This window comes from Moorena sp. SIO1F2, assembly GCF_010672755.1.
Taxonomy (GTDB): Bacteria; Cyanobacteriota; Cyanobacteriia; order Cyanobacteriales; family Coleofasciculaceae; genus Moorena.
This window is the reverse complement of the sequence record NZ_JAAHFV010000023.1, coordinates 19,361-44,724: the sequence shown is the minus strand read 5'-3', so window position 1 is coordinate 44,724 and position 25,364 is coordinate 19,361. Positions and strand designations below refer to the sequence as shown.

At 43.3% G+C, this 25,364-nt stretch carries 22 protein-coding genes and 1 pseudogene; 6 read left to right on the top strand and 17 right to left on the bottom strand.

Going from position 1 to position 25,364, the window contains the following annotated elements; translation table 11 throughout:
• Nucleotides 1-235 precede the first annotated feature (235 nt).
• The 15 genes and pseudogenes from F6J94_RS05215 to F6J94_RS05145 all read right to left on the bottom strand — a co-directional run bounded on the left by F6J94_RS05215 (nt 236) and on the right by F6J94_RS05145 (nt 15,599).
• A complete protein-coding gene (locus F6J94_RS05215; protein WP_293037645.1) occupies nt 236-742 on the bottom strand; it encodes a Uma2 family endonuclease in 507 nt (168 codons plus the stop codon).
• Between the two features lie 163 nt (nt 743-905).
• Complete coding sequence (locus tag F6J94_RS05210) at nt 906-1,346, bottom strand: DUF29 domain-containing protein (RefSeq protein ID WP_293037642.1); 441 nt, start codon at nt 1,344-1,346, stop codon at nt 906-908.
• Nucleotides 1,347-1,478: 132 nt separating this feature from the next.
• Nucleotides 1,479-3,515, bottom strand: a complete 2,037-nt coding sequence (locus tag F6J94_RS05205; protein ID WP_293037666.1) for a WD40 repeat domain-containing protein — start codon at nt 3,513-3,515, stop codon at nt 1,479-1,481.
• Between the two features lie 540 nt (nt 3,516-4,055).
• Nucleotides 4,056-5,639 (bottom strand): annotated as a pseudogene (locus F6J94_RS05200) (toll/interleukin-1 receptor domain-containing protein); the annotation flags it as partial.
• 405 nt (nt 5,640-6,044) lie between these two features.
• Nucleotides 6,045-7,118, bottom strand: coding sequence for a DUF4231 domain-containing protein (locus tag F6J94_RS05195; protein WP_293037639.1), 1,074 nt, complete (start codon nt 7,116-7,118; stop codon nt 6,045-6,047).
• Between the two features lie 151 nt (nt 7,119-7,269).
• Entirely contained in the window at nt 7,270-8,157 is an 888-nt protein-coding gene (locus tag F6J94_RS05190) for a hypothetical protein (protein ID WP_293037634.1), read from the bottom strand.
• 91 nt (nt 8,158-8,248) lie between these two features.
• The gene (locus tag F6J94_RS05185; RefSeq protein WP_293027962.1) at nt 8,249-9,016 is read right to left on the bottom strand and encodes a YebC/PmpR family DNA-binding transcriptional regulator; all 768 of its coding nucleotides are present in this window, start codon (nt 9,014-9,016) and stop codon (nt 8,249-8,251) included.
• 171 nt (nt 9,017-9,187) lie between these two features.
• Entirely contained in the window at nt 9,188-9,415 is a 228-nt protein-coding gene (locus F6J94_RS05180) for an ATP-binding protein (RefSeq protein WP_293027949.1), read from the bottom strand.
• Nucleotides 9,416-9,436: 21 nt separating this feature from the next.
• The gene (locus F6J94_RS05175; RefSeq protein ID WP_293037630.1) at nt 9,437-9,637 is read right to left on the bottom strand and encodes an ATP-binding protein; all 201 of its coding nucleotides are present in this window, start codon (nt 9,635-9,637) and stop codon (nt 9,437-9,439) included.
• A 108-nt stretch (nt 9,638-9,745) separates the two neighbouring features.
• Nucleotides 9,746-10,138 carry a response regulator gene (locus F6J94_RS05170; RefSeq protein WP_293037627.1) on the bottom strand — a complete coding sequence of 131 codons (393 nt, stop codon included), beginning with the start codon at nt 10,136-10,138 and terminating at the stop codon, nt 9,746-9,748.
• 23 nt (nt 10,139-10,161) lie between these two features.
• On the bottom strand, nt 10,162-10,302 hold the full coding sequence (locus F6J94_RS05165) for a hypothetical protein (protein ID WP_293037624.1): 141 nt from the start codon (nt 10,300-10,302) through the stop codon (nt 10,162-10,164).
• 24 nt (nt 10,303-10,326) lie between these two features.
• Nucleotides 10,327-12,066 (bottom strand): EAL domain-containing protein, encoded by a 1,740-nt coding sequence (locus F6J94_RS05160; protein ID WP_367142166.1) that lies wholly within the window; start codon nt 12,064-12,066, stop codon nt 10,327-10,329.
• Nucleotides 12,066-12,290 carry a sensor histidine kinase gene (locus F6J94_RS05155; RefSeq protein ID WP_364302468.1) on the bottom strand — a complete coding sequence of 75 codons (225 nt, stop codon included), beginning with the start codon at nt 12,288-12,290 and terminating at the stop codon, nt 12,066-12,068. Before F6J94_RS05155 ends, F6J94_RS05160 begins: the two co-directional genes overlap by 1 nt.
• Nucleotides 12,291-12,861: 571 nt before the next feature.
• Nucleotides 12,862-14,319, bottom strand: a complete 1,458-nt coding sequence (locus F6J94_RS05150) for a PAS domain S-box protein (protein ID WP_293037621.1) — start codon at nt 14,317-14,319, stop codon at nt 12,862-12,864.
• A gap of 641 nt (nt 14,320-14,960) precedes the next feature.
• Nucleotides 14,961-15,599 (bottom strand): histidine phosphatase family protein, encoded by a 639-nt coding sequence (locus tag F6J94_RS05145; RefSeq protein WP_293029543.1) that lies wholly within the window; start codon nt 15,597-15,599, stop codon nt 14,961-14,963.
• A 159-nt stretch (nt 15,600-15,758) separates the two neighbouring features.
• On the opposite strand from F6J94_RS05145, the gene F6J94_RS05140 reads away from it, so the two are divergent.
• The 4 genes from F6J94_RS05140 to mutT all read left to right on the top strand — a co-directional run bounded on the left by F6J94_RS05140 (nt 15,759) and on the right by mutT (nt 18,730).
• A complete protein-coding gene (locus tag F6J94_RS05140; RefSeq protein WP_293029540.1) occupies nt 15,759-16,718 on the top strand; it encodes an RNA polymerase sigma factor, RpoD/SigA family in 960 nt (319 codons plus the stop codon).
• Between the two features lie 232 nt (nt 16,719-16,950).
• A complete protein-coding gene (locus F6J94_RS05135) occupies nt 16,951-17,298 on the top strand; it encodes a DUF760 domain-containing protein (protein ID WP_293029537.1) in 348 nt (115 codons plus the stop codon).
• Between the two features lie 396 nt (nt 17,299-17,694).
• The gene (locus F6J94_RS05130) at nt 17,695-18,195 is read left to right on the top strand and encodes an A/G-specific adenine glycosylase (protein ID WP_293029534.1); all 501 of its coding nucleotides are present in this window, start codon (nt 17,695-17,697) and stop codon (nt 18,193-18,195) included.
• Nucleotides 18,196-18,316: 121 nt separating this feature from the next.
• Nucleotides 18,317-18,730 carry an 8-oxo-dGTP diphosphatase MutT gene (gene mutT / locus F6J94_RS05125; protein ID WP_202970699.1) on the top strand — a complete coding sequence of 138 codons (414 nt, stop codon included), beginning with the start codon at nt 18,317-18,319 and terminating at the stop codon, nt 18,728-18,730.
• Between the two features lie 76 nt (nt 18,731-18,806).
• Here mutT and F6J94_RS05120 read toward each other — a convergent pair whose 3' ends face one another.
• Nucleotides 18,807-20,006: a histidine kinase gene (locus F6J94_RS05120; protein ID WP_293037618.1), complete on the bottom strand. Its 1,200-nt coding sequence runs from the start codon at nt 20,004-20,006 to the stop codon at nt 18,807-18,809.
• A 245-nt stretch (nt 20,007-20,251) separates the two neighbouring features.
• Between F6J94_RS05120 and F6J94_RS05115 the strand changes: the two genes are divergently transcribed.
• Nucleotides 20,252-21,841: a glycoside hydrolase family 57 protein gene (locus F6J94_RS05115; RefSeq protein ID WP_293037615.1), complete on the top strand. Its 1,590-nt coding sequence runs from the start codon at nt 20,252-20,254 to the stop codon at nt 21,839-21,841.
• 72 nt (nt 21,842-21,913) lie between these two features.
• Complete coding sequence (gene tatC, locus F6J94_RS05110; protein ID WP_070395249.1) at nt 21,914-22,696, top strand: twin-arginine translocase subunit TatC; 783 nt, start codon at nt 21,914-21,916, stop codon at nt 22,694-22,696.
• 603 nt (nt 22,697-23,299) lie between these two features.
• On the opposite strand, the gene F6J94_RS05105 is transcribed toward tatC, so the two are convergent.
• Nucleotides 23,300-25,300, bottom strand: coding sequence for an FAD-dependent oxidoreductase (locus F6J94_RS05105; RefSeq protein ID WP_293037612.1), 2,001 nt, complete (start codon nt 25,298-25,300; stop codon nt 23,300-23,302).
• Between the last annotated feature and the right edge of the window lie 64 nt (nt 25,301-25,364).

Here is a 25,364-nt window from a genome sequence, read left to right as displayed (position 1 = left end):
TCTAAAACGCATGGGTCTTAACAGACACCGAAAACCAGTAAAGTACAAATTAAAAGTATATAACGTACCGTGGGGCACACGGGAACGGTAAATCCCAACGCTTAGGGAGACAAGCCCACTGGGGTTAGTTAAATTAGGCTCAATATTTGGTTCTTCTGGACGGATATTTGGCTTAAGTATTGCCTTTCAGGATAACTAATTTTAAGGCATGTCGTAGAACTAAGAATCCCCGCTCTTATAGGGCGGGGAGTGTCAAGCGATAGCCGAAATTTCTTTGAGTATCTTGATAGGGCTGAGTATAGCACTCTAGTTGACCAGCCACCAGGTTAACAATCCAGTAATCCTGAATTTGGTTTTCTGAATATAAGGATAGCTTTACGGTTTGGTCATACTCCAGGGTTGAATCTGACACCTCAATCACTAGGAATATATCCTTTGGATAAGGGTGATTTGGCAAGTAGTCATCCGCCTGACCCCATGCGATCGCAACATCCGGTTCCGGTTCACTGTCGTTCGATAGGATGATTGGTTCCTGTCCCCGTACCACCCCACGGTCGCCTACTAGTCTGTCCAACTCTCGCCATAACTTAGTGTTGCAAACCGAGTGGGACGTACCCTTCGCCACCATTTGTATTAACTCTCCCCGAATCAACTCCACCCGGTCATCTTCTGTTAGAAAACCATTATCAATCAAGCGATGATAGTCAGCTAGGCTAAAGCGTTTAGTTTTGATCAGGGTCATGATAACTTAACTTTAAAAATACAGCTTAATTGTATGAGGGGTTATCCGTTTCCCATTTATCAACCCGTGCCTCTAGTGCCTTTAGTTTTTGAGTCCAAGTTATGGGTTTAATCACCCCAATATCAATTAATTTAATATTCACTATATTATGCTAAAATAGGCTTTAATTTTCAGCTTCTGGTAACCAATCCTGATCTAAAATCAATTCAAGAGAATAGGGGCAAGCCTCTGGGAAAACCGAAACAGACATTCCTGTTTGCTGGGCTGCCTTACGGCGAGCCCGCTGATAGCTTTGTTCCAGCTGCTCAGCGGGATAGCTCCTGAGACTGGGACTATCTTCAATAGCTAACTCAATCTGAGTCCGAGCGTCAGTAATCGAATCCAGCCAGCTATCGGAGCGACGCTGATGCTGGTATTGCCACTTGAGCAAATGCAAAAGCAGGCGAATCAATTGGCTAGTAATTCCCCGCCTTTCACTCTTGCCCAAGTCTTCAACCTCCTCAATCAGATTTTCTAAGTCAATCTCTTGCCAACGACCTTCTCGCAACAACTGTGCTGTTTGTTGTGTCCAGGAATTAAAGTCTTTTGTGTATGCTTTTTCCACAAGTGTCTCTCCCTTTCTATACCCAATTTATCTCTTACTTTATTAACTCTTGCCTCTTGCCTCTTGCCTCTTGCCTCTTGCCTCTTGCCTCTTGCCTCTTGCCTCTTGCCTCTTGCCTTTCCTTAATCCAGTCTATTTTGATTTGGGTTTAATACCATCACAAAGAGTGCGATCGCTTTCATCGATTGCAGAATTGTGCTTGAGATAATCCCCTACCCAATCACAAGCCCGACCCAGAAGGTCATTGAAATCTAAACTTAGATCCATATCCCACATAATCACATTGCCACTGGAGTCAGATGAAGCCAGGATTTTGCCATCGGGACTGAAACTGAGGCTAAAAACGCCATCATTATGTCCAATCAGAGTTTCAAGTTCTTGCCCCTTCAAATTCCAGAGTTTAACCGTTTTGTCACCACTAGCCGAAGCAATCATCTTGCCATCTGGGCTGAAACTGACGCTAAACACCTTACCCTTATGCCCTTTGAGAGTTCGGATTTCTTTACCGTCTCTACTCCAAAGTTTAACTGTTTCGTCCTCACTACCAGAGACAAGCATCTGACTGTCGGGACTAAAACTGACACTCCAAATTACATCATCATGACCTTTGAGGATAGTAGGAGTTAAGCAAAAAGGCAAAAAATTTGTGTTATGGTCTGAGCCAACTGCTGGTTTTAAGTTTGCTGCTTTTAAGTTTACTGATTTTAAGTTTGCTGATTTTAATTCACCATTACATAAGTTTCCCCGACTCCAAAGCTTGATAGTATTATCATCACTACCAGCAGCAATCATCATACCATCGGGACTAAAATTAACACTTCTAACCGCAGCCCTAAGCTTTTTAAACCTTTGGCGTTCTCTTCCTTTAAAAGTCCAAAGCTTGACAGCTTTATCCCAACTGCCAGATACAATCGTCTGACTGTCAGGGCTGAAACTAACGCTAAAGACTCCAGCCTGATGCCCCTGGAGTGTTTGGATTTTTTTACCATCCTTACTCCAAAGTCTAACCTTACTATCCCGGCTACCTGTAGCAATAGTTTTGCCATCGGGGCTGAAACTAACACTAAACACTACATCCCTGTGGTTTTCTAGAACCTTTGGAGTCAAACAAAAATCCACCACATTGATAGTTTTACTAAACCTTCTCTCCCCTAATCCTTCCTTGCCACAGGTATAATCTAAATGCCATAGCTTAGCAGTTTTATCTTCACTAGCACTAGCCAAGGTTTTGCCATCTGGGCTAAAACTCACACTCCAGACATTACTCCTATGACCCTTGAAAGTGCGAGGTGTTTTCGCATATAAGCGCCAGAGTTTAATGGTTTTATCTTCACTAGCACTAGCCAGGGTCTTGCCATCTGGGCTAAAGCTAAGGTCATAAGCCCCAGCCTGATGCCCTCGGAAGGTTTGGAGTTCCGAGCCATCAAGGCTCCAGAGTTTAACAGTTTTATCCCGACTAGCAGAGGCGAGGGTTTTGCCATCCGGGCTGAACCTGACGCTTCTGACTCCAGGGAATTTCTTTGGAAAAGTCTTTAGTTCCCGACCATCAAGGCTCCAGAGTTTGATAGTCTTATCCCTACTAGCAGAAGCAATCATCTTGCCTTGGGGTGAGAAACTGATGCTATTAACCTCAGCCTTATGCCCCTTGAACGTTGCAATACTTGTCCCATCCAGGTGCCAGAGTTTGATAGTATTGTTACTTCCAGCAGAACCCAGAATTTTGCCATCCGGACTAAAGCTGATGCTGCGATATCCAGCCGCAATCCCCTCAAAGGTTTGGAGTTGGTTGCCATTGAGGCTCCACAGCTTGACAGTATTATCGTTACTAGCCGTAGCCAGCATCCTGCCGTCCGGACTAAAACTCACGCTCCGCACTCCACGCTGATGTCCTTTAAAGGTTTGGAGGTTTTTCCCGTCTAAGCTCCACAGTTTGACCGTCTTATCCTGACTAGCTGTAGCAATAGTCTTGCCATCTGGGCTGAAACTAACATTCCAAACGGTACCGTCATGTCCCTTAAAGGTTTGGAGTGGCTTACCCTTGCGGCTCCACAGTTTGACAGTATGGTCTTTACTAGCAGAAGCAATCAGATTACCGTCAGGGCTAAAACTAACACTAGTAACCCAACTGTTATGGCCTACCAAACGGTTGTATTCTCTAACCCAAGACATTGCTCCGTGCAATGCTGTCCTAACCAGACCCTCAGTTTCAGGTTTTACACTACGTATCTGTTTTTGCAGTTGCCGTGCAGCCCTGATTGCTTCGATCAGGGCATCAAATTCCTGATTTGATTCTCTCAGAGCCAGTGAATATCGACTCAGAGCATTAATGTGACCTTCCCTAACCGTTTCTGGCCGTTTCCATTGCATGAAAGCAACCAAGCCAAAGCCAACAGCTGCTGCAAATGCTGCACTCATCAAAGTAAGGGACAACCGTAAGATAACTAATCGACGCTTTTCCCGTTTTGTCAAAATCGATATGGCATCCCCACTTTTAGCAATATAGTCCTTGTGTAAAGGTGTCGCAGTCGGCTGTTTATCATTGGTCTCGGCATCAAGCAACCATTGTTGGGCAATAGAAAATTCGCTGCCACGCAACAGCAAATCTGTATCTTGCTTAGACTGCTGCCATTCCCTAGCTCGCTGCAACCATTTGGTGTGACTGCGCACATGCTCTCGGTCAGTATCAAGGGTTCTGACCAATTCACTGAAATTGGGATAAAAATCTCCTCCATGCCGGTTGAAATCAATCCACTGGATGCTAGCTAATCCAGGATGTAGCATTTTTGCTGCTACCTGTGAAGAAAGCACAGTCACAAACCGTTTATTTAATGTCTGAGCATAGTCTACCTCCCCAGCACAGTAGCGTGAATTTACCGAAGCAGGGGAAATAATAAATAAGAAATTATCAGAATGTTCAATTCCACGATAGATTTCCTATTGAAAATCACTGCCCGGAGGAATACTTTCTTGGTCAAACCAAGTAGTTTTACCCTGTAACTGCAATGCCTCATTTAACTTCCTAGCCAAATCTGAATCAGTACGGGAATAAGAAATAAAAACGTCTAGATAAGATTCATGCTGTTGATTCCTGCTAGCCGCCAGAAATTCTTCATGTAATCCTAGGGGTGGATGTTCCAGGCGTTGCCGATTTACGTTCAGCCAGTTTTCGTAATAGTTTAAATTGTGACCCCGCAATAAAATGCTAGAATTACGGTTTTGGCTCAGCCATTTGATCGCTTTGACTAACAAAAGCTTATGCTCTTCGTAATAGAGAGCATCTTGATTTAATTCTTTTAATAATTGAGCAGCCATTAAGCGGTAGTTTCCTTCATGGTTAGACTTAGTAAAATCTAGGAATTGTAATGAAATAATTTTTGGTGGTATTTGGTCAATATCCGTGTCTTCAATCAGTAGTGATATAATCCGTTTATTGTGAGCAAAGGCGTGTTCAAGTTCTTGCTGACAGTATTTTGATTGACTCGAATTGGGTGAAATTAAGTAAATGACATTATCAGCTTCCTCAATTCCTTGGTTGATTGCCGCTTGGAAGTCTATACCGGTTTTAATATCAGTTTCAGGTTTCCAGATTGTGATTCCTTCCCGCATCAGGGTTTTGCTAAGTTTATCCTTGATATCTTGATCTTTATCAGAATAAGAGATAAACACTTGGGTCATTAAATTATTGGCATTTTTGGTGCTTTCACAAATAAACTCACAATGTAAATCCGTTGGCACACAAGGAGCTTGCTCTTTTTTAAACCGCACCTTTAACCAAGATTCAGCTTGAATACGTTCTGACTGGATTAACAGGTGGTTCGTTTTTTGTTGATTTCTGTCCCACTCCAGAGCTTTAACTAAAAACCGAGTATGCTGTTCTACATAATCAGCATGCTTACGGATGGAATTCATTAATTGTTTAAAGGACGCTTCAAAATCGTTGATTTTCTCTTGGAAATAGATCCAGTTCAGTTTACGGATAATCGTAGGAATTTTGTCACGAGGGTATTTAACATGCACTAAAGGAATAATGCGTTTATTGTATTTAATAGCCAGTTCAATTTCTTTGAGGCAGTATTTTGAATTAACGGAATGGGGGGAAATGATAAAAATGAAGTTATGAGTTCTCTCAATGCCATTATCAATCTGATGCTGCCAATCTACAGCAGGCGGAATGTCCTTCTGGTCAAACCAGACCGTTAAGCCCAATTGTGTTAGTCTAGCTTCAAGTTTAGTAGCAAAGGCTTTGCTGTCAGCACGTCCGTAGGAGATAAAGGCATCGAAAAATATAGTCATTTGTCCAGGGGTCTAAGTGAGGAGATCTACTTAACACTACACTTGTAACACCCTGGATTTCGTAAATCGAGCAAGCTTGAAGAGTTGTGAGAGCGATGCAGAGGTGCGACCCGTGGCGAATTTAATTCGCCTACGGAAAAAGCACCATTACGGTCTTGGGGAGGCAGCGCGGTCTTGGGGGTCTCCCCCATGAGCGACTGCCGTGGTTTCCCCCACTCGCTATTGCATCAAGACAAGGAAATAGGGGCAACAGATGGGTAACGGATAGGTAACGGATATAACCAATGGGGAGCAGCTGAAGAATAGTTAGGATTGAGGTGTCACCTCTGGTGCTCTGCCCATCGGATGAATTTACACCACAAGAAAGCCAGTCTGTCAAGCACGTAAATGATATTATAAATGATCTCATTTAGTATCGACTTTCTTAGACGGAGAGGTGTTTTTTTCCTGAGCCTCAGACTCCTGGGTTTCACCATAGAGTTCTGCTAGTGCATCATTCATCTCTTGCACCCAGCCTACATTTTCGTTTTGGATGGTTTTCTCTGTACTGATCACCAATAACTCAAATTTCTCCAATTTTTCCTCGTCTGAGAGACCATGCCACCAAGTGCTTATATCGTACAAATCATCAGCTGCTTGGTTGTAAGCAATCAGCGTTGTCTCAACCCGTTTCAATTCCAGGAAACTCGAAAATGCTGCAGCAAAGGCTGTACTGACCGCCACCCAGATGTCTTCACCCAGCGCCACCAGAAATGAACCCACACCGCCCAAGATATATACTCCCCACTGGTAGCCATGCAATTGTATATCAAGTTTCCTAGTTCGCTTTCGGTACCACTTAAACTGGTCTTCCACTCGCCAGACTAGGTAGTGTTCGGGGGTGAGGTCAGAAAACTTATCGTCTTGATGATGCTGTTGAGCTTCCTGATGTTTCTTGTCCTTGCTTTTCTTGTCTTTGCTTAAGGATGAGCGTTTTCTACGGGAAACTTCCCCCTCGTAGGGGCTAAAACTAGTGTGGTGAACTGTGGTTCCTTTTAGCCTTTGACTAATCACCTTGACCTTGCGTGCCAGCTTAGCATCCCGCGACGTGTTATCACTGTATTCCCCAACTTGCGCACGGTAACAGTAAATTTCCTTTTTAATTGCCTCGGCACTACCCCGTAACAGAATCCAATTGCCACCTTTGTCGAACTTAACTGCACCTGCTAGTAGTACACTTAGAGCAATTGGCACTAGTAGAAGAATGTAGTGAATTACTTTGACCGTCTGGTGTGAATCACCAAGGACGTCTACCAACTCTGAGTGGACCACAGCTAGCAAGGTAGCCAACACACTCAATACCAGAATTCCTATCCGCAGCAGGAAGAAACGTTTCTGAGCCGCTGTGGCATTTTTGCTGTAGGTACGCTGACGTTCCCAAGCACGTTTGAGGGTTGGGTTTGGCCCAGGGGAGTATGTAGGCTCAACTTCTGACGTCATGGCAGTCTAAGCTGTTGTGCATTTAAACTGTATAAGCGCGCGAAATCAAATAAAAAAGATATATATCAGTCCCCTTTTGCCTTTTGCCTTTTGCCTTTTGCCTTGCTAAAAAGCATTTTAAATGGGTTTTAGCTTATGTGCTTGTTACTGTCTACATTGACTGTCTAGTCAGTCCCTCCATGATGATTTTAGTCAATTCACTGAATGGTTGTGAGAGGTCAAAACAGGTCAATTGATTTTGTTGCAAGTGATTTGGTTGTAATAGTTCCGTAACAGATTCTCGTGCTTCTTGTTCTGGATACCGTACTGCCATAGTAATTTCATCTGCCAACCGACCACTGCCCCCAAGAACTACCAATGGTCGTCCAGCTTTCTTGTTTTCAAATAAATCTACTAAGGTAATTGCCCCACCGTTAGCCATTACTGTCACTGATGGCTTTTCGTCTGCCAGGGTAGTAGCTATACGAGCCAACCAGGGGGATTCATCACCCCAGGTAGACCCAGGAATCAGCACAAAATGAGTATGATTTGGCTCCAGTGATGTTTGACCAGAAGATGAGGGGGGTGCATCAGGAAGCGCAATCTGGCCCACTGGGGCAATACCTACTAAGGGAAAGGTGCCAGCAATCTCAGCACGAGCTTGCCCCATCATCTGCATCACCCCAGTATCGGTACCGCCATCCACCACACATGCTCCGAGGGTTTCAGCAATGGGAGCTAGTACATTGACAAACAACAAGCGCAGACGAGCCATACTCTGATCACTCATCTTACTTGCCCCCCCAACTACCACTAGAACCGGACGGGAGCCGTGAAGACCGATTTGGTTCAGGGCAGCAGACAAGTCAACAGAATGATCCACTTGAATAGCACAAGCCGTTTGCCCATTCTTGAAGGTGAGTGTGAGAGGCTGGTTATTTAAGAACTGCTTGAAGATGAGATGGTTTGGCTTGTTTCCATGCTGGGACAAAGCACCAGACTTAGCTAAAACTCTCCTCTTGAGCAATCGGGGGGGAGCGATGCCTGCGCATCTAGCCATTAAGACCTTTTGGTGATCTGTTCGCTTTTGCTTTGTCTTGGCAGATAGAAACATTTAAAATTACCTATAGTGGTTTATAATATTTTATCTGCTAGATCATGCTCAGGGACATCAGCTGATCGGACATCTCGAAATTGGCGGTAACATTTTGTACATCCTCCAACTCTTCCAGAGCATCCATTAATTTTAAAAGCGTCCGCGCCAGATCTGGGTCAGTCACTTCCACCGTATTACTAGGAATCCAGCGCAACTGCGCCTCACTGACCTCAAAGCCCTGATTTTTCAAAATTTGACTCAGGTTTTCCAGGTTGCTAACTTCTGTAAATACCTCAGCCGTTACACCTTCGGAATCCTCGTTCAACTCATAAGTTTGAGCTCCCCCTTCAAGGGATGCTTCAAACAAATGGTCCTCTGTGATATCACCCGTAAGCGTAACGATACCTTTTTGCTCAAAAATCCAGCTAACGCAGCCTGTTTCACCCAGATTGCCACCATTCTTAGTAAATGCTGAGCGCAGGTCAGCTGCTGTCCGATTCCGATTATCAGTAAAAGCTTCGATCAAGATAGCAACGCCTCCTGGACCATACCCCTCATAGCGAATTTCTTCGAGATTGTCACTCTCATTGCCTAGGGTACCGGCTCCTTTTGCGATCGCTCTTTCAATGTTCTCATTGGGAATCCCTGCTGCCTTCGCCTTTTCCACCGCTTGCCGCAGCTGAAAATTACCCTCCGGATCCGGGATGCCATTGCGAGCAGCTACTATAATCTCCCGAGAGATTTTAGCAAAGGTCTTACCTTTAACTGCGTCAACCCTCGCTTTCTGACGCTTAATATTTGCCCATTTACTATGTCCTGCCATAACGGTTAAGTTGATTACAACCCAACTAACAAAATACCTCCACTTCTTGGTTTAAGCATATAACCTACCCAAGTCATTCCATAATATAATATAATATTATTTATTCTAGGATAGCTACTAACTTAAGGAAAGAAAGTCCATGGGAAATGGTAGATGTTAAATGGTTCTTGGTCAAGGCAGTAGCCCTTTGGAGATTAGGGGTAGGATTACTTGAACTGTAGTTTGTTCTCCTAGTATACTATCTATTGTTAATTTACCACCGTGTAACTCAGCTAGACGTTTAGCAATCAGCAGCCCCAACTCTGAGCCTTGTTGTTCGTAAAGGTTACCTTTAAACTGTAAGTCAGCTTCCAATTCAGCCATTTCAGCTTTAGATATCCCTTGTCCCTTGTCCTGCACTGACAAGATAAACGTATTATTTTATGAATAGCTATTGACCCAAACAGGTGTTCCCTCTTGTGAGAATTTAAAGGCATTATTAATTAACTCTTCCAACAGTTTATTAAGTCGATTTTGGGACATAGGAATAGTAGCCTCTTGCCAATCTAATTGCAAATCCTCAACCCGTCCTGTCTTTTGAGCAAGATTCTGAATCAAATTAGCCAGAACCGGATTAGGCAATTTACTGGTAGTCTTTCGCAGATTTTCCAGTTTATTGGAATCTGTAGCGATTATTTCAAGTTCTGCATAAAGTAAAAAGTTCTGAATTAACCTTAATAACCGTTCAGCCTACTGATGGATATCTTCTGCCATAGTCTTAATTTGATATCGTTCCAAACTATCCCATTTATCCATAATTAGTTTGGAAATATCCAGAATCAGATTTAGGGGTTTATCCATTTCATAGGGCAAATACAGTGTAATATTGCTGCGCAAATAATCCAGTTTTTTATCTTTTTGCAACTCAAGGGCAGCTTGCTTTTCCAATCTAGTAGTAATTGCTCCTAGTAGTTCTACTCTAGTAAATGGCTTGGTTAGATAATCATCTGCTCCTAATTCCATTCCTTGGCGCTGATCAGTTTTTTCATCTCTAGCTGTGAGAAACATAAAAGGAATGGTTGCCGTATCAGGATGTTTGCGCAAGATCTGCAATACCTCATAACTATCAAATTCTGGCATCATAACATCGCAAATCCGAAAATATGTTAGGCATGCTGGGCTAACTCGATACCAATCCGACCATTACTACCAGCAATCGCCTCAAAGTCTTCAGCCTCCAGTAACTCCAGTATATTTTCTCGTACTGAAGGTTCATCTTCAATTAACATAATTTTTGTTCTTACCATTTTTTTGCGCTTTGTGAAACTAATCTAATTGACTTGAGGTAGTGGGAACCCAATACCGCTATTGAGTAAACGTTTAAATTCTGGCGCTGGTAAAGCCCTACTAATCAAATGACCCTGAACTCGATCACATTTATGATAATAAATAAAATCAAATTCTTCTTGAGTTTCTACTCCTTCAGCAATCAGTTGTAGATTTAAACTTTTTGCCATTTGTATAATGGCCTTAGTAATAGCAGCCTGGTTAGGTTTATGCTCAATCTTACGGACAAAGCACTGATCAATTTTGATGACATCAAAGGGAAATTGTTGTAAATAGCTTAATGAAGAATATCCGGTTCCAAAATCATCAATTGCAATTTCTAATCCTAGGTTTTTTAATTCATATAACTGACGAATAGCAGTTTCAGTGTTTTTTACTAGTATACTTTCAGTTAGTTCTAGTTCTAGAGTTCGAGCGGTTAACTCAGTTGACTGCAAAATCTTGATCAAATTATGGTAAAAATCTGGTTTATTAAATTGAATAACTGATAAATTTACTGCTATACGAAAAGAGGTGAATCCATCATTTTGCCAGACTTTAGCTTGCTGACAAGCCTGCTGTAATACCCATTCTCCAATGGATATAATCAGACCCGTTTCTTCCGCGATTGGAATAAATTTTGCTGGGGGAATCAAACCAAGTTCTGGATGATGCCAACGTAATAGAGCTTCAGCACCAACAATTTTTCCTGTCTCGAGACTGATTTGGGGTTGATAGTAAACCTGGAATTCTTCCCGTTCCAAAGCATAGCGTAAGCTACTCTGCAAGGTAAGATAATTTGAAGAATTGACATTCAAGGAACTGGTGTAAAACTGATATTGATCACCACCGTGACGCTTTGCCTGAAGCATCGCCTGGTTGGCATGATTGAGTAATTGTTCAACGTCTTCACCATCACGGGGATAAATGGTAATACCAATACTGGCGGTGATAAAAACTTCTTGATCATCCAGAACGATGGTTTGAGAGAGGCTCTCAAGAATGCTTTGGACAACATTGATGACATCTTGTTTGTGTTGAGCTGTGGCTATAATAACGGCAAATTGATCGCCATTTAAACGAGCAACTGTACCCTGATTATCCACACAATAAGTTAGGCGTTGAGCCACAAATTTGAGTAAGTAATCACCCCAAAAATGACCGAGATTATTGTTAACTTGATTAAACCGATCTAAACCCAAACACAGAAAGGTAAGCAGTTTGTGATTATCGTCGATGTGTTGTTTTACTTGCTTAAACCGTTCTCGCAACGACAGCCGATTAGGTAGGTTTGTCAAGCTGTCATGGCGGATTAAGTAATTGAGTTTATTTTTAGCTTCCTGAAGTTCAGTATTGTAATGCTTATGAACAGCAGCTTTTTTTTTGAGTCTACTGGAAATTGACCCGAGGAGTTCTGCTCTGGTAAAGGGTTTGGTAATATAGTCGTCTGCCCCTAGTTCCATACCCTGACGAAAATCATTTTTAGCAGCCTTTGCTGTCAAAAAAATAAAAGGAACTGTTGCCATCATTGAGTCTTGACGCAGGGATGTTAAGACACTGTAACCGTCCATTTCCGGCATCATGACATCACAGATAATTAAATCTGGGATAGTTCCTTTAGCTAAATTAACACCAACACGACCATTTTCTGCTCCAATGACATCAAATCCTTCGGCGTCGAGGAGTTCTATAATGTTTTCCCGGACAAATTCTTCATCTTCAATCACTAATATTTTTCTCATCATTAATTTGATAGCAAGTAATATATTGGCAGGGTTACAGTAAATGTTGTACCGACAGTGACCTCACTTTCTAGATCAATTTGACCTTGGTAGATATCGAGACACTTTTTGACAATTGCCAGTCCTAAGCCAGTGCCGGTAATTGTCCCCACATTCGTACCTCGATGGAAGGTCTCAAAGAGTAGTCCTTGGTCTTCTTCAGGAATACCAATACCTTGATCGCTGATTTTAAAGATAGCCTGATTGGCAGAGCAAGTGAGTTTAAGCTCAACTGTACTGTGCTATGCTACCTTTGGGAGAATACTTCAGTGCATTACTCAGCAAATTCTCCAAAATTTGCCTAAGCAATTTTTCATCCATATACGGTCGGGCGGATGATAACGAACTAGCCGCATTATTTTTTCCATGATTACTACCTAATTTTTTTTAAAACTTTTCTAAGCTATAAGTAAATTTTATTGTGTGCTCATTTCGTTCATTAAGCTGGATTTTATAAATTAAATCGGTGCAAAAACTTTCCAAGTCTATCGGCTTTAGCTGTAACTCTATTTTACCGGCTTATACCTTGCAAATCAGCAAGATATCATTCAAAATTATGGTTATATATTGAACCATGTTTTTAATGCGATGTAGGTGATGTTTTTTTTTAGATTTTGATCATTTTGTTCCGTAATGTCCCAGTAAATTCGCTGATGAATAAATCGTTATTATAGGGGTACAAAATTCGTAAAGTTTCATGGTTATAAACCTGGATTTTAGCTCCCCAAGTTGTTTCTATTTAGCCAGTGCATTTATGATTTATACTTCCGTTTGTTTCCGTTTAGTGATATCTCTATCAACTCCTCGATAACCACAAAACTTGCCAAGACGATCAAAAATTGGTACACCACTGGTTTCCAGAACCACTAACTGACGATTTTTATTAATTCTGGTATTTTCCAAGTTGCTAAAGGGCTGTTTTAAAACGGTAAAGGAAGCTAAAATTTCCATCACACGTTTTGCCTCTTCCTTTAACATTAAGTCAAAGGGAGTTTTGCCAACTACTTCTGATGGTTCATAACCGAGTAAGTCCCAGATTTTGGGACTAGCGTAGGTATAGACAGCATTTTCATCCATCTCCCACATCCAATTGCTACTAATTTCTACGACATTACGAAACCGCTCTTCACTCTGCCGCAACTGCTCTTCTGCCTTCTGGCGCTCAATAATCTCCCCCTTGAGTGCTTGGTTCGCTTTCCTCAGAGCAGCGGTACGTTGTTGAACTCTGACTTCCAAAGCATCATTGACTTGTGCTAGGGTGAGTCGTGCTTCAATACGCTCAGTGATATCCTGGACAATAACAGCAACTTCATCTAACCCACTTTTAACAATACGAGCCTCAAAGTAGCGGAGTTTACCATCTTGTCTGACTGGGGACTCAATAACTTGCATCTCATCACTTTCTAGGGCTATTTCCACATGCTCCCAAATTAATCCTGCTACCTCAGTGGGTAAACAGTTATGTAAATGTTTCCCAATACAGTTATTGGTGAGAAACAGCACAGGGTTTTCAATGGCCGCTTTCCAATCCAAGTAAAAGCCATCCCGATTGACACGAAAGATTACATCTGGTATCGCTTCTAAGAGGGCTCGGTTTCTAGCCTCGCTTACTTTTAGTGCAGACTCTTTTTGTTTAAGTTCTTGGCTTTGTTTTTGATAGAGTTGCTCAAGTTCTTGGTGGGTTAGGGCAATGGCAAAATGATCGGCGATCCCTCGGATAAAGGCAATTTCTTGGACTGTCCATTCTCGTTCGTGTACGCACTGATACAAGGTCATACTACCTAGACAAGACTGCCCATGCAGCAGTGGCACCATCATGATGGCACGGAGGTCACATGGATAGGTTAATTCCTTCAGTTCTGGTGGGAGTTTTCCCTCCGATTCAGGAATAATCAACGGTTTGCCCTGAGCTAGCCAGGAGTGATAACTCTGAAAGAGGTGGCGAAATACCTCGATCAGACATGGCTCGCCTGTACTCTCCACTGATTGGGTAATGGGAAAGCTAACTTGATGAGTTGCCATAGCTGGAGGGTCGTGAGTGGGAAACATTAAACAGCCACTCACTTGCAAGATTTGATGTAATTGATTAGCTATGGTGGGTAGCAATTCATTGAGGACTAACGTCCCCCTTGTAACCTGGGCAATCTGGTTAATCATTTCCGCTTGGACTTTCAAGAGGTGATAGTCCACTCTTTGATGTCCAGTGCTCGATTCCATGGGTGTATGCTCAGGTAACATAACCAATAAAATTAGCTAAGAGCCGAACTGTCTAGCCTAGACTGGACATAGAGGCAACCGCCATCAATTCTACGCTGTACCATAATTTTCAGCCCATCCCCACCAATCAATTCGGGGGATTTGAGGTCAGTTGTCCATGCTTGTTTATTTGTGTCAGTTGTTTTGCAGCTACTAGCTTTTAGCTATGGGCTAATTGCTAATTACATGCATGGAACTGACCATTGACCACTGACCATTGCAAGGCGTCGATTCATGCCCATACCAAGAACATAGGGGCAACACTCGCCGCCCAACCTTAGGTGATGGTAAGATGTTATACCACCACTAGATGCCTAAATTGTTGCACAGTCTTAATTTCTAGCCCTCGTGGAAACTACGGTGTCTTAGCTAGTTTGTCTATTTTGACACCTGTAAATTCACGAACAGTTAGTGTATCATTGGTCTTTGGTGATTGGTTATGGGTCAAAGCGCGTCCCTCAGCCAGATTAGCCCTAGGTCTTACCCGTTCGCGCCACTGTCGCCCCTTGGGCGAAGGGAAGTGTGAGATGATGAGTCAAAGGAGACTATGGCTGTAGACTATTGACAAAAACAACTTTGTATGTTATGGAAGCTTATACCCTTCAATTAAACCGGAGGACATCTTCTGTCTGACTCAGGTGAGAGGTATCTCCATTCAGTTCCATCACCCACTGTTTTTCTTGGCGCACTAGTTTAACTAAACAGCACAAGGATGCTTTAATGTTTTGTGTGGCACCCACTAGTCCCTGAGTGGTTCCAACTACTGATGGTCCGTGACCAACCAGTAGTAAATCTTCTGAAAATTGAGCGGTGATACGTTGTGCCGTTTCACCTGTTCGTTTGAGTAAAGCAACACTTGTTTCTGGATATTCAGGGATTACACAGGAAGTATAACTGGTGTCAATTCGCTGAAACTGCTTGTGCAATACTTCATTAGGCAGTCTTTCTGGTTCAGTTGCCATCCACTCAGGATTGAGCCATTCACTTAAACCCAACTCTAGCTTAATAGGTAAATCCAGAATTTCTGCGACTTGGTTAGCCGTTTGGACAGTTCGTAAAAACGGTGAGGCGAATATATGCCTAATTCCTTTTCCTACAAGGCGTTGACCCAGTTGCGCTGCTTGCAGTTCCCCATCTACTGAAAGCGGTGGATCATAGGGTCGCTCTGCCTTGTTGAACCATTCGGGGTTAACAAAGTCAAGGCGGTTTCCGTGTCTGGCAATCCAAACTGTTTGGGTCATCTTACCTTACACCTTCTTCGGGAATTTAGTTAAGTTATGTAAAATTTATTAAAATAATTTAACTGGAATCCCACAAAGCTTATCATCTGGTTTGGAAAACCAGCATGGTCTGCTTTAATTTTCTTAATTTAAATCTCACTGATAACGCCATCGAATTCAATGAAAACCGCTCAGGACTCTACAGATTTAGTTCGTACCTATTTAAAGGAAATCGGTCGTGTACCATTACTGACCCATGAGCAGGAAATTTCTTACGGGAAAAAGGTTAAACAGTTAACAACCTTAAAGGAAGTCAAAGAGTCCCTTGTCCAACAGCTGGGTCGTGAACCTACGTTTTCTGAGTGGGCAACAGCATCTTGCCTAACGGATTCTCAGTTAAAGTCTAGCATAGCTGTTGGTGAATCCGCTAAACGCAAGATGGTGGAAGCCAATTTGCGATTGGTGGTGGCAGTGGCAAAGAAATACATTAAGCGTAATCTCGAGTTGCTGGACTTGATTCAAGAGGGAACCATCGGCTTGCAGCGGGGTGTAGAAAAATTTGACCCTACCAAAGGCTATCGTTTTTCTACCTACGCCTACTGGTGGATAAGGCAGGCAATTACTCGTGCGATCGCAGAAAAAGGGCGCACGATTCGCCTTCCTATCCATATTACCGAGAAGTTAAACAAAATCAAAAAAGCCCAGCGCCAACTTTCCCAAAAGCTGGGACGAACAGCTACTATCTCAGAATTGGCAATTGAGTTGAACCTAACACCATCACAATTGCGCGAGTACTTCGAGCAAGCACGTCAACCCCTCTCTTTGGAGTTGCGAGTGGGGGATAACAAAGATACAGAATTAGTTGAGTTGCTCGAAGACACCGGTCCTGGACCAGAAGACTTTGTGACTCAATCGTTAATGCAGCTAGACTTAGAGAAATTCATGGATGATTTGACACCGCAGCAGAGGCAGGTGTTGAGACTCCGTTATGGCTTGGCAGAGGACGAACCAATGACATTAGCCAAAATTGGTCAACACCTCAACATCAGCCGTGAACGAGTGCGACAAATCGAACGAGAAGCGATCGCTAAACTTCGTAAGCGTCAAGGGGATATGCGGGAATATATCCCAGCTAGTTAATTTGTTCTGAGTTGGTTTAGTCATTAGTCATTAGCCACAATCACCAATGACTAATGACCAATAGGTGAGAAAATCAGATCCTAGATGGTTCGGTTCCACCTACTTTGCCATGGTCACTTGCCTGTTAAAGTAATTAGAAATACGAAGCAGTAGAGCTAAACAGATAAACATCATCATTGGCTGCCGACTCTAGTAGAAAAACCGGAATTAGCCATCGCTAGGAGGTAAAACGGTGAATAACGCATCCAATCCCAATCATGTTCCTGAGTTCTTTGATAAAGATTCTGACAATAATTTACTCTGGCAGTATGTTCAATCGATGAGTCCAGAAACCATTACCCAGCTGTCTAGACCAACGTCTTCGGAAGTCTATCAGGTGATGGAAAACAATATTATGGGAATGTTGGGAAACTTGCCTTCCCAAGACTTTGGGGTAACTATCAGTACTAGCCGTGAGAATCTAGGTCGCCTTTTGGCTTCAGCCATGGTTAGCGGCTATTTCCTTAGGAACGCTGAACAACGTATGGTTTTTGACAAGTCTTTGCAAATAGCTGAATCTCAATCTGTGGAGGAAGATTAGTCAAACCTTGGCCCCATAGGGCTGAATCTATAGATTTTTGATAGAAAATGCCCAATCGAATATCGGCAGATCATCACCTGAGTCTGTCGGTTTCTATTATTGAGGTTAGTGGACAGTAGGCAAAAGTATCACAAAGGTTGGCCATTGCCTCAAGTAATTTGCTATACTTTAACTATTATATTAGTGCCACGACCTTGTCTTAATTAATATTTCCCGAAAACCAAGGGTTTTGTAGTGACATTGGATCTGGTTCTAGAAATTTAATGGCGCACGAGGAATATTTCTTTGTGCTTTGGGAGATACCCCCTGGCGTTCGAATCAGCTTGCATTGGCGGGCTAAAGTTTATCTTGATAGACTTTGGTAGCTAAAAAGTATCGGAACAAAGAAGATCACTCTTGGACTGGTATACCAGAGCTGGTCGAGATTTACCTTGGCGACGAAGTTGGGAACCCTATAGCATCTGGGTGTCTGAAATTCTGCTAGAGCAGACCCAGGTCAAAACGGTCATTCCCTACTATCACCGCTGGATGGAGCAATTTCCCACCCTCGAACATCTGGCATCTGCTGATTTACAGCAAGTCCTCAAAGCTTGGGAGGGTCTGGGATATTACTCCCGTGCTCGCAACTTGCACGCCTGCGCTAAAACAATTATGCAGTGTCATGGTGGCGTTTTTCCCCAAGAGCTGAGCCAGGTCTTAGCATTATCAGGGATTGGTAGAACAACAGCAGGTGGTATTCTCAGCGCTGCCTTCAATCAGCCAGTGCCTATTCTCGATGGTAATGTTAAACGAGTAATAGCACGATTGGTAGCATTGTCGATACCACCTGCCAAAGCCACTCAACAATTATGGAAGCTATCAGAAGCCTTACTGGATCATCAACATCCTCGAGAGTAAAACCTACGGAATAATGGATTTGGGAGCAACTATCTGTACTCGGAAAACTCCCAATTGCCCTGATTGTCCCTGGAAAACTTACTGTCAGGCTTACAATCATGGTATTCAATCTGAAATACCTATGCGTGAACCATCTTCTCCCCTACCCACAAAAAATATCGGTGTCGCTGTGATTTGGAACGACCAGGGACAAATTCTAATCGACCGCCGACCTGCAAAAGGCTTATTGGGTGGTCTTTGGGAGTTTCCTGGTGGCAAAATTGAGCTTGGTGAAACTGTTCCGGAATGTATTAAACGGGAAATTCAGGAAGAATTGGGCATTGAGATTGAGGTTGGTGAACACCTGATCACAATTAATCACGCCTACAGCCACTTTCGTGTTGTGCTAAGTGTACACCACTGTCGCCATCTCAGTGGTGTTCCGCAACCTATTGAATGTGATGAGATTCGCTGGGTAACCTTAGATGAAGTAGATCAGTTTCCCTTCCCCAAAGCCAATACTCAGATTATTGCGGCTTTGCGCTCTCAAGACTGAACAGCGATTACCTGATCAGTTCAAGAAAACAACCTTAAACCTTAAACCTTAAACCTTAAACCTTAAACCCCATTTCCTATCGATAAATCGGTAAGGTGAAGTGAAAACAGCTGCCACCCTTGATAGGTGAATCAACCCAAATGCGACCATAGTGGGCACGGATAATCTTTTGACATAGGGCTAAGCCCAACCCATAGCCTTCTATAGCTTCGTCTCGCTTAAGGCGGAAGTGGTTTTCAAAAATGCGATCGCGATTTTCTTGTGGTATACCAGGACCATTGTCGCAAACGCTAACTTGAACTTTCTGGGTAGTACGGTGGATGCTAGACACAGCAATTTTCCCCCCTTTGGGAGTATACTTAATCGCATTATCCAGCAGGTTAATTAGCACCTGACGCACCAATTCTTCATCGCCGTAGACAGGAGGCAAGTCTTGTGGGATGTCGGTTTGCAGAACCTGAGCTTTGAGCTGAAACTGTTCATGCATCTGAACTAGAACGTCTTGGCAAAGTCTGCCAAAATTCAGCTTATGAGGTCGGATGTTGAATTCAGCATTACTTCCCTTCCTAGCTTGCAGCAGATCCACCACCATCCGGTTGATAGTGCGCAATTGATTACGAGCTTGCTCAAACAGCCGTGCCTTTAGCTGTGGCGTCAGCCCAGATTTTCTGCCATTCTGGGCTACTGGTTGCTCTAGCTGTAGGGTTTCCAAGGCAATGGATGCTGCTGTCAAAGGACTGCGCAAGTCGTGAGCTAACATGGATATGACTTGGTCTTTAAATTGCAGCTGCTCAAGCAATTCTTCTCTATCTTTCTTGAGGCGAAATACTTCGTCGGACAGTCGAATCAGTTCCAAGGCACAAGCCAGGGAACCAGCTGTCTCTGGTGATGTCTCAGCCGAGGAGTTAGATGAGCTAACAGTTGGTTGTAAAGGGAATCCTTGGGTAAGTTGGGTTTGGTTTTCTTCTAGAGAGCGTTGCCAGCGGGGCCACCAGTTCTTCAGCTGGGCAACTAGATTACTACCTGCAAGGGTTTGTTTGGGTTTCGGATTAATCTTAATCAGTGCTGGGGTTGCTACTAGCTTAAAGTGTTCAGCTAGATAGGGTTGTTCCCCAACATCCACAACCTTTAGTTCAAAGGGATACTCTGTCTTGAGAGTTTCCAGATAATGGTGGATAGACTGGAGCTGTTTACGGGAACCGGGACGTTCATCGACAAACAGCAGCAGTTGTAGAAAGGTTGGGGAGTTAGTGTATGTTTCTGTAGCTGCCTGCATGCAATTTGGTGTTAGCACTCTTAACCAATAAGGCTGGAATAAGACTAAGATTTGTTATTTTTTGTTGGTGATGTGTGCTTCCTTACAATTTAATGTCTATTTTATTATTTTATAGTCTCGTTACTAACCAGCCCTTTTCTGGCACTTTCCCAGTCTATTTGAGACTAAAATCTTAAAATAATGTAACATTATCGCGGATTGCGTCAATTCTCCTTTAATAATCTACCCACGGCTGCTACTTGATCATGGCTATTGGCTACCTTGCTCTTGTCCTTCACGCCCATTTACCGTTTGTTAGGCATCCAGAAAGTGATTATGTTCTAGAAGAAGAGTGGCTATTTGAAGCCATTACTGAAACCTATATTCCCCTACTACATGTTTTTGAGGGATTAAAGCGGGATGGGATTGACTTCAAAATAACCATTAGTATGACACCACCTTTGGTGTCGATGCTACGGGATCCACTACTACAAGAACGTTATGAGCGCCATCTGTCACTGCTCCAAGAACTAGCCAAGAAGGAGGTTGAGCATAATCAGCATAATGGTCATATCCGTTACCTAGCCCAACATTATGTTCAAGAGTTCAGCGCTATTCGCCAAACCTGGATACACTATGAAAGGGATTTAGTCAAGGCATTTAAACAATTTTTAGACAGTAATAACCTGGAAATTATCACCTGCGGTGCTACCCATGGCTATTTTCCTTTGATGAAAATGTATCCCCAAGCAGTTTGGGCTCAAATTCGGGTGGCTTGTGAACATTATGAGCAAAACTTTGGCTGTCCGCCCAAGGGCATCTGGTTACCGGAATGCGCTTACTACGAAGGGATTGAGGAGATGCTAGCAGATGCTGGTTTGCGCTATTTTCTGATGGATAGTCATGGTATTCTGTACGCTCGTCCCCGACCACGGTTTGGTACCTATGCCCCCATTTATACTGAGACAGGAGTTGCTGCCTTTGGTCGTGACCATGAGTCATCCCAGCAGGTGTGGTCTTCGGAAGTCGGGTATCCAGGAGATCCAGTATATCGGGAATTCTACAAGGATTTAGGCTGGGAAGCAGATTATGATTACATTAAAGCATATATTATGCCCCATGGACAGCGGAAGAATACGGGTATAAAATATCACAAAATTACAGACCGTGGTATAGGATTAGGGGAAAAGCAACTGTATGATCCGTATTGGGCAAAAGACAAAGCTGCGGAACATGCTGGAAATTTCATGTTTAATCGCCAGCAGCAGGTTAAACATCTAGCAGCAATGATACAGCGTTCTCCGATTGTGGTATCTCCCTATGACGCAGAGTTATTTGGTCACTGGTGGTACGAGGGACCTTGGTTTCTGGATGTCTTGCTCCGTAAGTCCTGGTATGACCAGAACACCTATGAAATGACTCATTTGGCAGATTATTTGCGGAATCATCCGATCCAACAAGTCTGTAAACCTTCTCAATCTAGCTGGGGGTATCAGGGCTTTCATGAATACTGGCTGAATGAAACCAATACCTGGATTTACCCTCATCTGCACAAAGCTACAGAACGGATGATTGAGCTGTCAAGGTTGGAAGCTACAGATGAGTTGGAATGGAAGGCATTAAATCAAGCAGCGCGAGAGTTACTACTAGCGCAATCGTCAGACTGGGCATTTATTATGCGCACCGAGACAATGGTACCTTATGCAGTTAGACGAACGCGATCGCATTTGATGCGCTTTAATAAGCTTTACGATGATATCAAGCTGGGCAAGATTGATGCAGGCTGGCTGGAGAAAGTCGAGAAAATTGACAATATCTTTCCCAAGATTAACTATCGCGTCTATCGTCCTGTTTGAAATCTCCCCACACAATCCTGGGAAGATACAAGAAGATACAATAGAGAACGTTCCCTAAGCCAATCAAAATCCATGACGCCTTCTGAGTTAGATACTGCTCCCCAGGAAAGTTTGGATACTCTCAAAGACCCTGAGACCTATCTCGACGAGGTACCTAATGATGTCGAGATGTCTCTGTTCGACCATTTAGAGGAGTTGCGAAAGCGGATTTTTTACTCGCTGATTGCTGTATTCTTGTCCATGGCTGGCTGCTTTGTGGCAGTTAAGCCGATTGTTCAGTTGCTGGAAATTCCAGCTAGGGGGGTCAAGTTTCTGCAACTGGCTCCAGGGGAATACTTTTTTGTGTCCTTGAAAGTGGCTGGCTATAGTGGCTTATTGGTTGCTAGTCCTTTTATTCTTTACCAAATCCTTCTATTTGTTTTACCAGGGTTAACTCGTCGGGAGCGACGCTTCATCGGACCTGTGGTTTTAGGATCAACAGTTCTGTTTTTCCTAGGCTTGGTATTTGCCTACATTGCTCTAATTCCTGCCGCTCTGAATTTCTTTATCAGTTACGGAGCAGATGTAGTAGAGCAGTTGTGGTCAATTGATAAGTATTTTGAATTTGTCTTATTGTTGATGTTTAGTACAGGCTTGGCATTTCAAATCCCAGTTATTCAAATGTTACTGGGGTTTTTGGGAATTGTTTCTTCCAAGCAAATGCTTTCTGGTTGGCGCACAGTTGTCCTAGGAGCAGCTATCTTGGGAGCGGTGCTGACTCCTTCGACAGATCCTCTCACTCAAAGTTTACTGGGGGGTGCTGTACTTGGTCTGTATTTTGGTGGGATTGGAATGGTTAAGTTGGTTGGGAAATAATATTAAGTCGGATTAATCAACGGGCTATCAAAACTACTATCGCGCTTCTAAGTGTTAGCATTTGCTGCATCTGCGTTAATTGTCAACAAACCTTAATTACTAACTAATTTGCTGATTTTATGACTACCACATATCAGCTGAATCAGCATGCTATAAGAGTTCCAAATCCTGATTATGATCAATATCTAAACCTGAATTTAATTGAATATTGGCTAAGAATACCTTCTGGGAATAGGGAATAGTAATCTAATTACCAATTACCAATTACTAACTAACTAACTATCTTGAGCATTATTTTTTCTAGTTCATAAGAGTGATAAGTTATTGAACAAGCAGGAATTATGATTATTTAAAAACAGATAATAAAGGCTCTTCCTTACAAGTTGATGCTAATTTTGATTTCACTTATGCTGAAAGTTTTACTGGGCATTACTTTGACAGTTAAAAATCTGTTTATCAAGTCAAAGGCTTGCCCAGTAAGGGGATAATAGATTTGGGCGCTTATTTCGCATAATATCTATGGAAGAGCCATTATAAATGTATGTAAAGACGTAGCCTACTACAGAGCTTTACTAAGCTTTACTATTAGTTAAGTGTGTGACTTTAACGCCAATCGTCCCAATTCTGATTAAAGATGGACGTGTCTGGGAAAGCGGTGGGATTACCGTTTTTTTCCAACTGCTGGCGTAGAGCTTGGAGTTGGGTTTGTTGTAGCAGAGGTTTTTGTATAAGCTGGTAAGGTGCTATCCCAGTTTCTAAGGAAAAAGCAGCAGTTGTACCAGCAGCAGCACCGGATGACCATTCAAAGGAATGGACTCGATAAGCAGCAGCGGCAATGTGACTGGTAGCAATACTTTTACCTGCTACTAAGAGGTTGTCAATTTTCTGGGGAATTATTGCTCGCAGGGGAATTTGGAACGGATAGGCTTGACCTGCTCCCCGCCGTTCCCCTTTACGCTCGGTGTTTCCTGGGGTTTCTGCTGGACTTAGGGTCATACAGGGATGAAAGTCGATGGCATAGTGACCAATACCCACAGAATCAGGATAGATAGTAGAGCGACTGCGTTGACTGACTTGATCTGGCTGGATTTTACCTTGAATCACAGAGGGTGCTTCTAATCCAGCCAGTACTGCCCACAAGCGGCGATATTCATCTGGTGAAAGGGTCTGCCGATAATAGTCATCCTGGTAGTCACGGCGGGAAATATCCACTTCTGATATAGTAAAGCCTTGAGGATAGCCAAAGGAAGGGCGTCCAATAATCCGCCTCCCTTCCCTGATATAGGGATACTTAGACAACCCATGCATTGTCCCCATCGGAGAATCTAACCCGCTTAGATAGCGGTGATTGGGATGAGGCTCTTTTACCCCATCCCCAAGCTGGGAGTCGGTAGTCCCTGCCACTAGCCAATAGTAATAACCGAGAGCGTTTTCTTCTCCTTTCCGTAGACTTTCCGTACGCAAGCCTCCCATCCAGCCACCGGGAGCCAGTTGACCAGTAGTTCGTAATTGGCGACGGGTGTAAACTAGATTATCTTCTGAAGTGCCAGGACGATAATCATTACCCCATGTCCAGTTTTGCATAGAAATGTCTCCCGGAGTGGGAGCAGTAACTCCCCATCGGATCCGTTTACCCCGCTTAGAACTCCAAATTCGCCGATAGGTGAATACTCCTTCAAAGTCGGCTAGGCGCTGTAATTCATAGCTGTAGTAAGGTTGGTATTGCGGGTAAAAGGAGGGCATTTCTTGGGTTTGAGCCTCCTTGGTTTGCTCCATGGCAAAGGTGTAGGTAAAGCCTTGGGTGCAATAGGGGTCGTCAGTAGCACTAGATGCGGAAGGGTTTAGGTAGGAGCGGGAGTCAATCCCCAACTGGTAGGGAACGTCAGCTAGGGCAATAATTTCACCAGTTTCTGTTGCGTCGATAATATACCAATTAGAACTATTGTCTTGGGTCTGTTGGGGAACAATGCGCAAAATGCTTTTCTCAAACCGGGAGGAATTCTCGTAGCTATACCAATCTTCAATAGTTTGAGATAGGGGAAAGGTGTTCAGGGCAGGAGCATCAGCAGTACCTTTGTGTTGAATAGCAATCACACTGTCAATGGTTTTGCCATCGGCGCTAATCTCTAGTTCCTTAACTACAGTAGAGGGAAACCATTTTAATGTCCCTTTTCCCCGTTTGGCCGCCTTTCGTAATATATTAAACAGGATTTGGTGAGCATCACGGGGTAGAAAACAGGATTCACTTACCCAGCAGTCCCCAGGATTGAGTTGACGGTAGTAGCGTTTAATGCGATCGCGTAATTCTAGATAGCCCTTAGGATAGAATAAACGCGATCGCTGAGTTGGTCGTTCATCGAGAGCAGAGGTTCCTTGGGCAGAAATTTGTCCCCCTACCCAGTCGGTAATCTCAGTCAAGCACACCGTTTCCCCTGCCAATAAGCCTTCGTAGGCAGCCGCCGCACCAGCCAGTCCACCTCCAATCACTAAGATTTCACAGGTTTCGGTTTGGTCTGGAGTTCTAGGGGGAGCTGCTATACCAGGAGATGGAGTAAACCCTAGTAATGATATGAATAGGGAAATAGGGACAAGCGATCGCTTCATGATTCGAGATAGTCAGTAAAATCTTTGACGATAAATTACCCTAACTTATCAATACTGTCATCTC

Coding starts and splice junctions, on each gene's coding strand:
- F6J94_RS05215 (WP_293037645.1), bottom strand. CDS start 742: ATGACCCTGATCAAAACTAAACGCTTTAGCCTAGCTGACTATCATCGC.
- F6J94_RS05205 (WP_293037666.1), bottom strand. CDS start 3,515: ATGTCTTGGGTTAGAGAATACAACCGTTTGGTAGGCCATAACAGTTGG.
- F6J94_RS05195 (WP_293037639.1), bottom strand. CDS start 7,118: ATGACGTCAGAAGTTGAGCCTACATACTCCCCTGGGCCAAACCCAACC.
- F6J94_RS05190 (WP_293037634.1), bottom strand. CDS start 8,157: ATGGCTAGATGCGCAGGCATCGCTCCCCCCCGATTGCTCAAGAGGAGA.
- F6J94_RS05185 (WP_293027962.1), bottom strand. CDS start 9,016: ATGGCAGGACATAGTAAATGGGCAAATATTAAGCGTCAGAAAGCGAGG.
- F6J94_RS05170 (WP_293037627.1), bottom strand. CDS start 10,138: ATGATGCCAGAATTTGATAGTTATGAGGTATTGCAGATCTTGCGCAAA.
- F6J94_RS05165 (WP_293037624.1), bottom strand. CDS start 10,302: ATGGTAAGAACAAAAATTATGTTAATTGAAGATGAACCTTCAGTACGA.
- F6J94_RS05160 (WP_367142166.1), bottom strand. CDS start 12,066: ATGATGAGAAAAATATTAGTGATTGAAGATGAAGAATTTGTCCGGGAA.
- F6J94_RS05150 (WP_293037621.1), bottom strand. CDS start 14,319: ATGGAATCGAGCACTGGACATCAAAGAGTGGACTATCACCTCTTGAAA.
- F6J94_RS05145 (WP_293029543.1), bottom strand. CDS start 15,599: ATGACCCAAACAGTTTGGATTGCCAGACACGGAAACCGCCTTGACTTT.
- F6J94_RS05140 (WP_293029540.1), top strand. CDS start 15,759: ATGAAAACCGCTCAGGACTCTACAGATTTAGTTCGTACCTATTTAAAG.
- mutT (WP_202970699.1), top strand. CDS start 18,317: ATGCGTGAACCATCTTCTCCCCTACCCACAAAAAATATCGGTGTCGCT.
- F6J94_RS05120 (WP_293037618.1), bottom strand. CDS start 20,006: ATGCAGGCAGCTACAGAAACATACACTAACTCCCCAACCTTTCTACAA.
- F6J94_RS05115 (WP_293037615.1), top strand. CDS start 20,252: ATGGCTATTGGCTACCTTGCTCTTGTCCTTCACGCCCATTTACCGTTT.
- tatC (WP_070395249.1), top strand. CDS start 21,914: ATGACGCCTTCTGAGTTAGATACTGCTCCCCAGGAAAGTTTGGATACT.
- F6J94_RS05105 (WP_293037612.1), bottom strand. CDS start 25,300: ATGAAGCGATCGCTTGTCCCTATTTCCCTATTCATATCATTACTAGGG.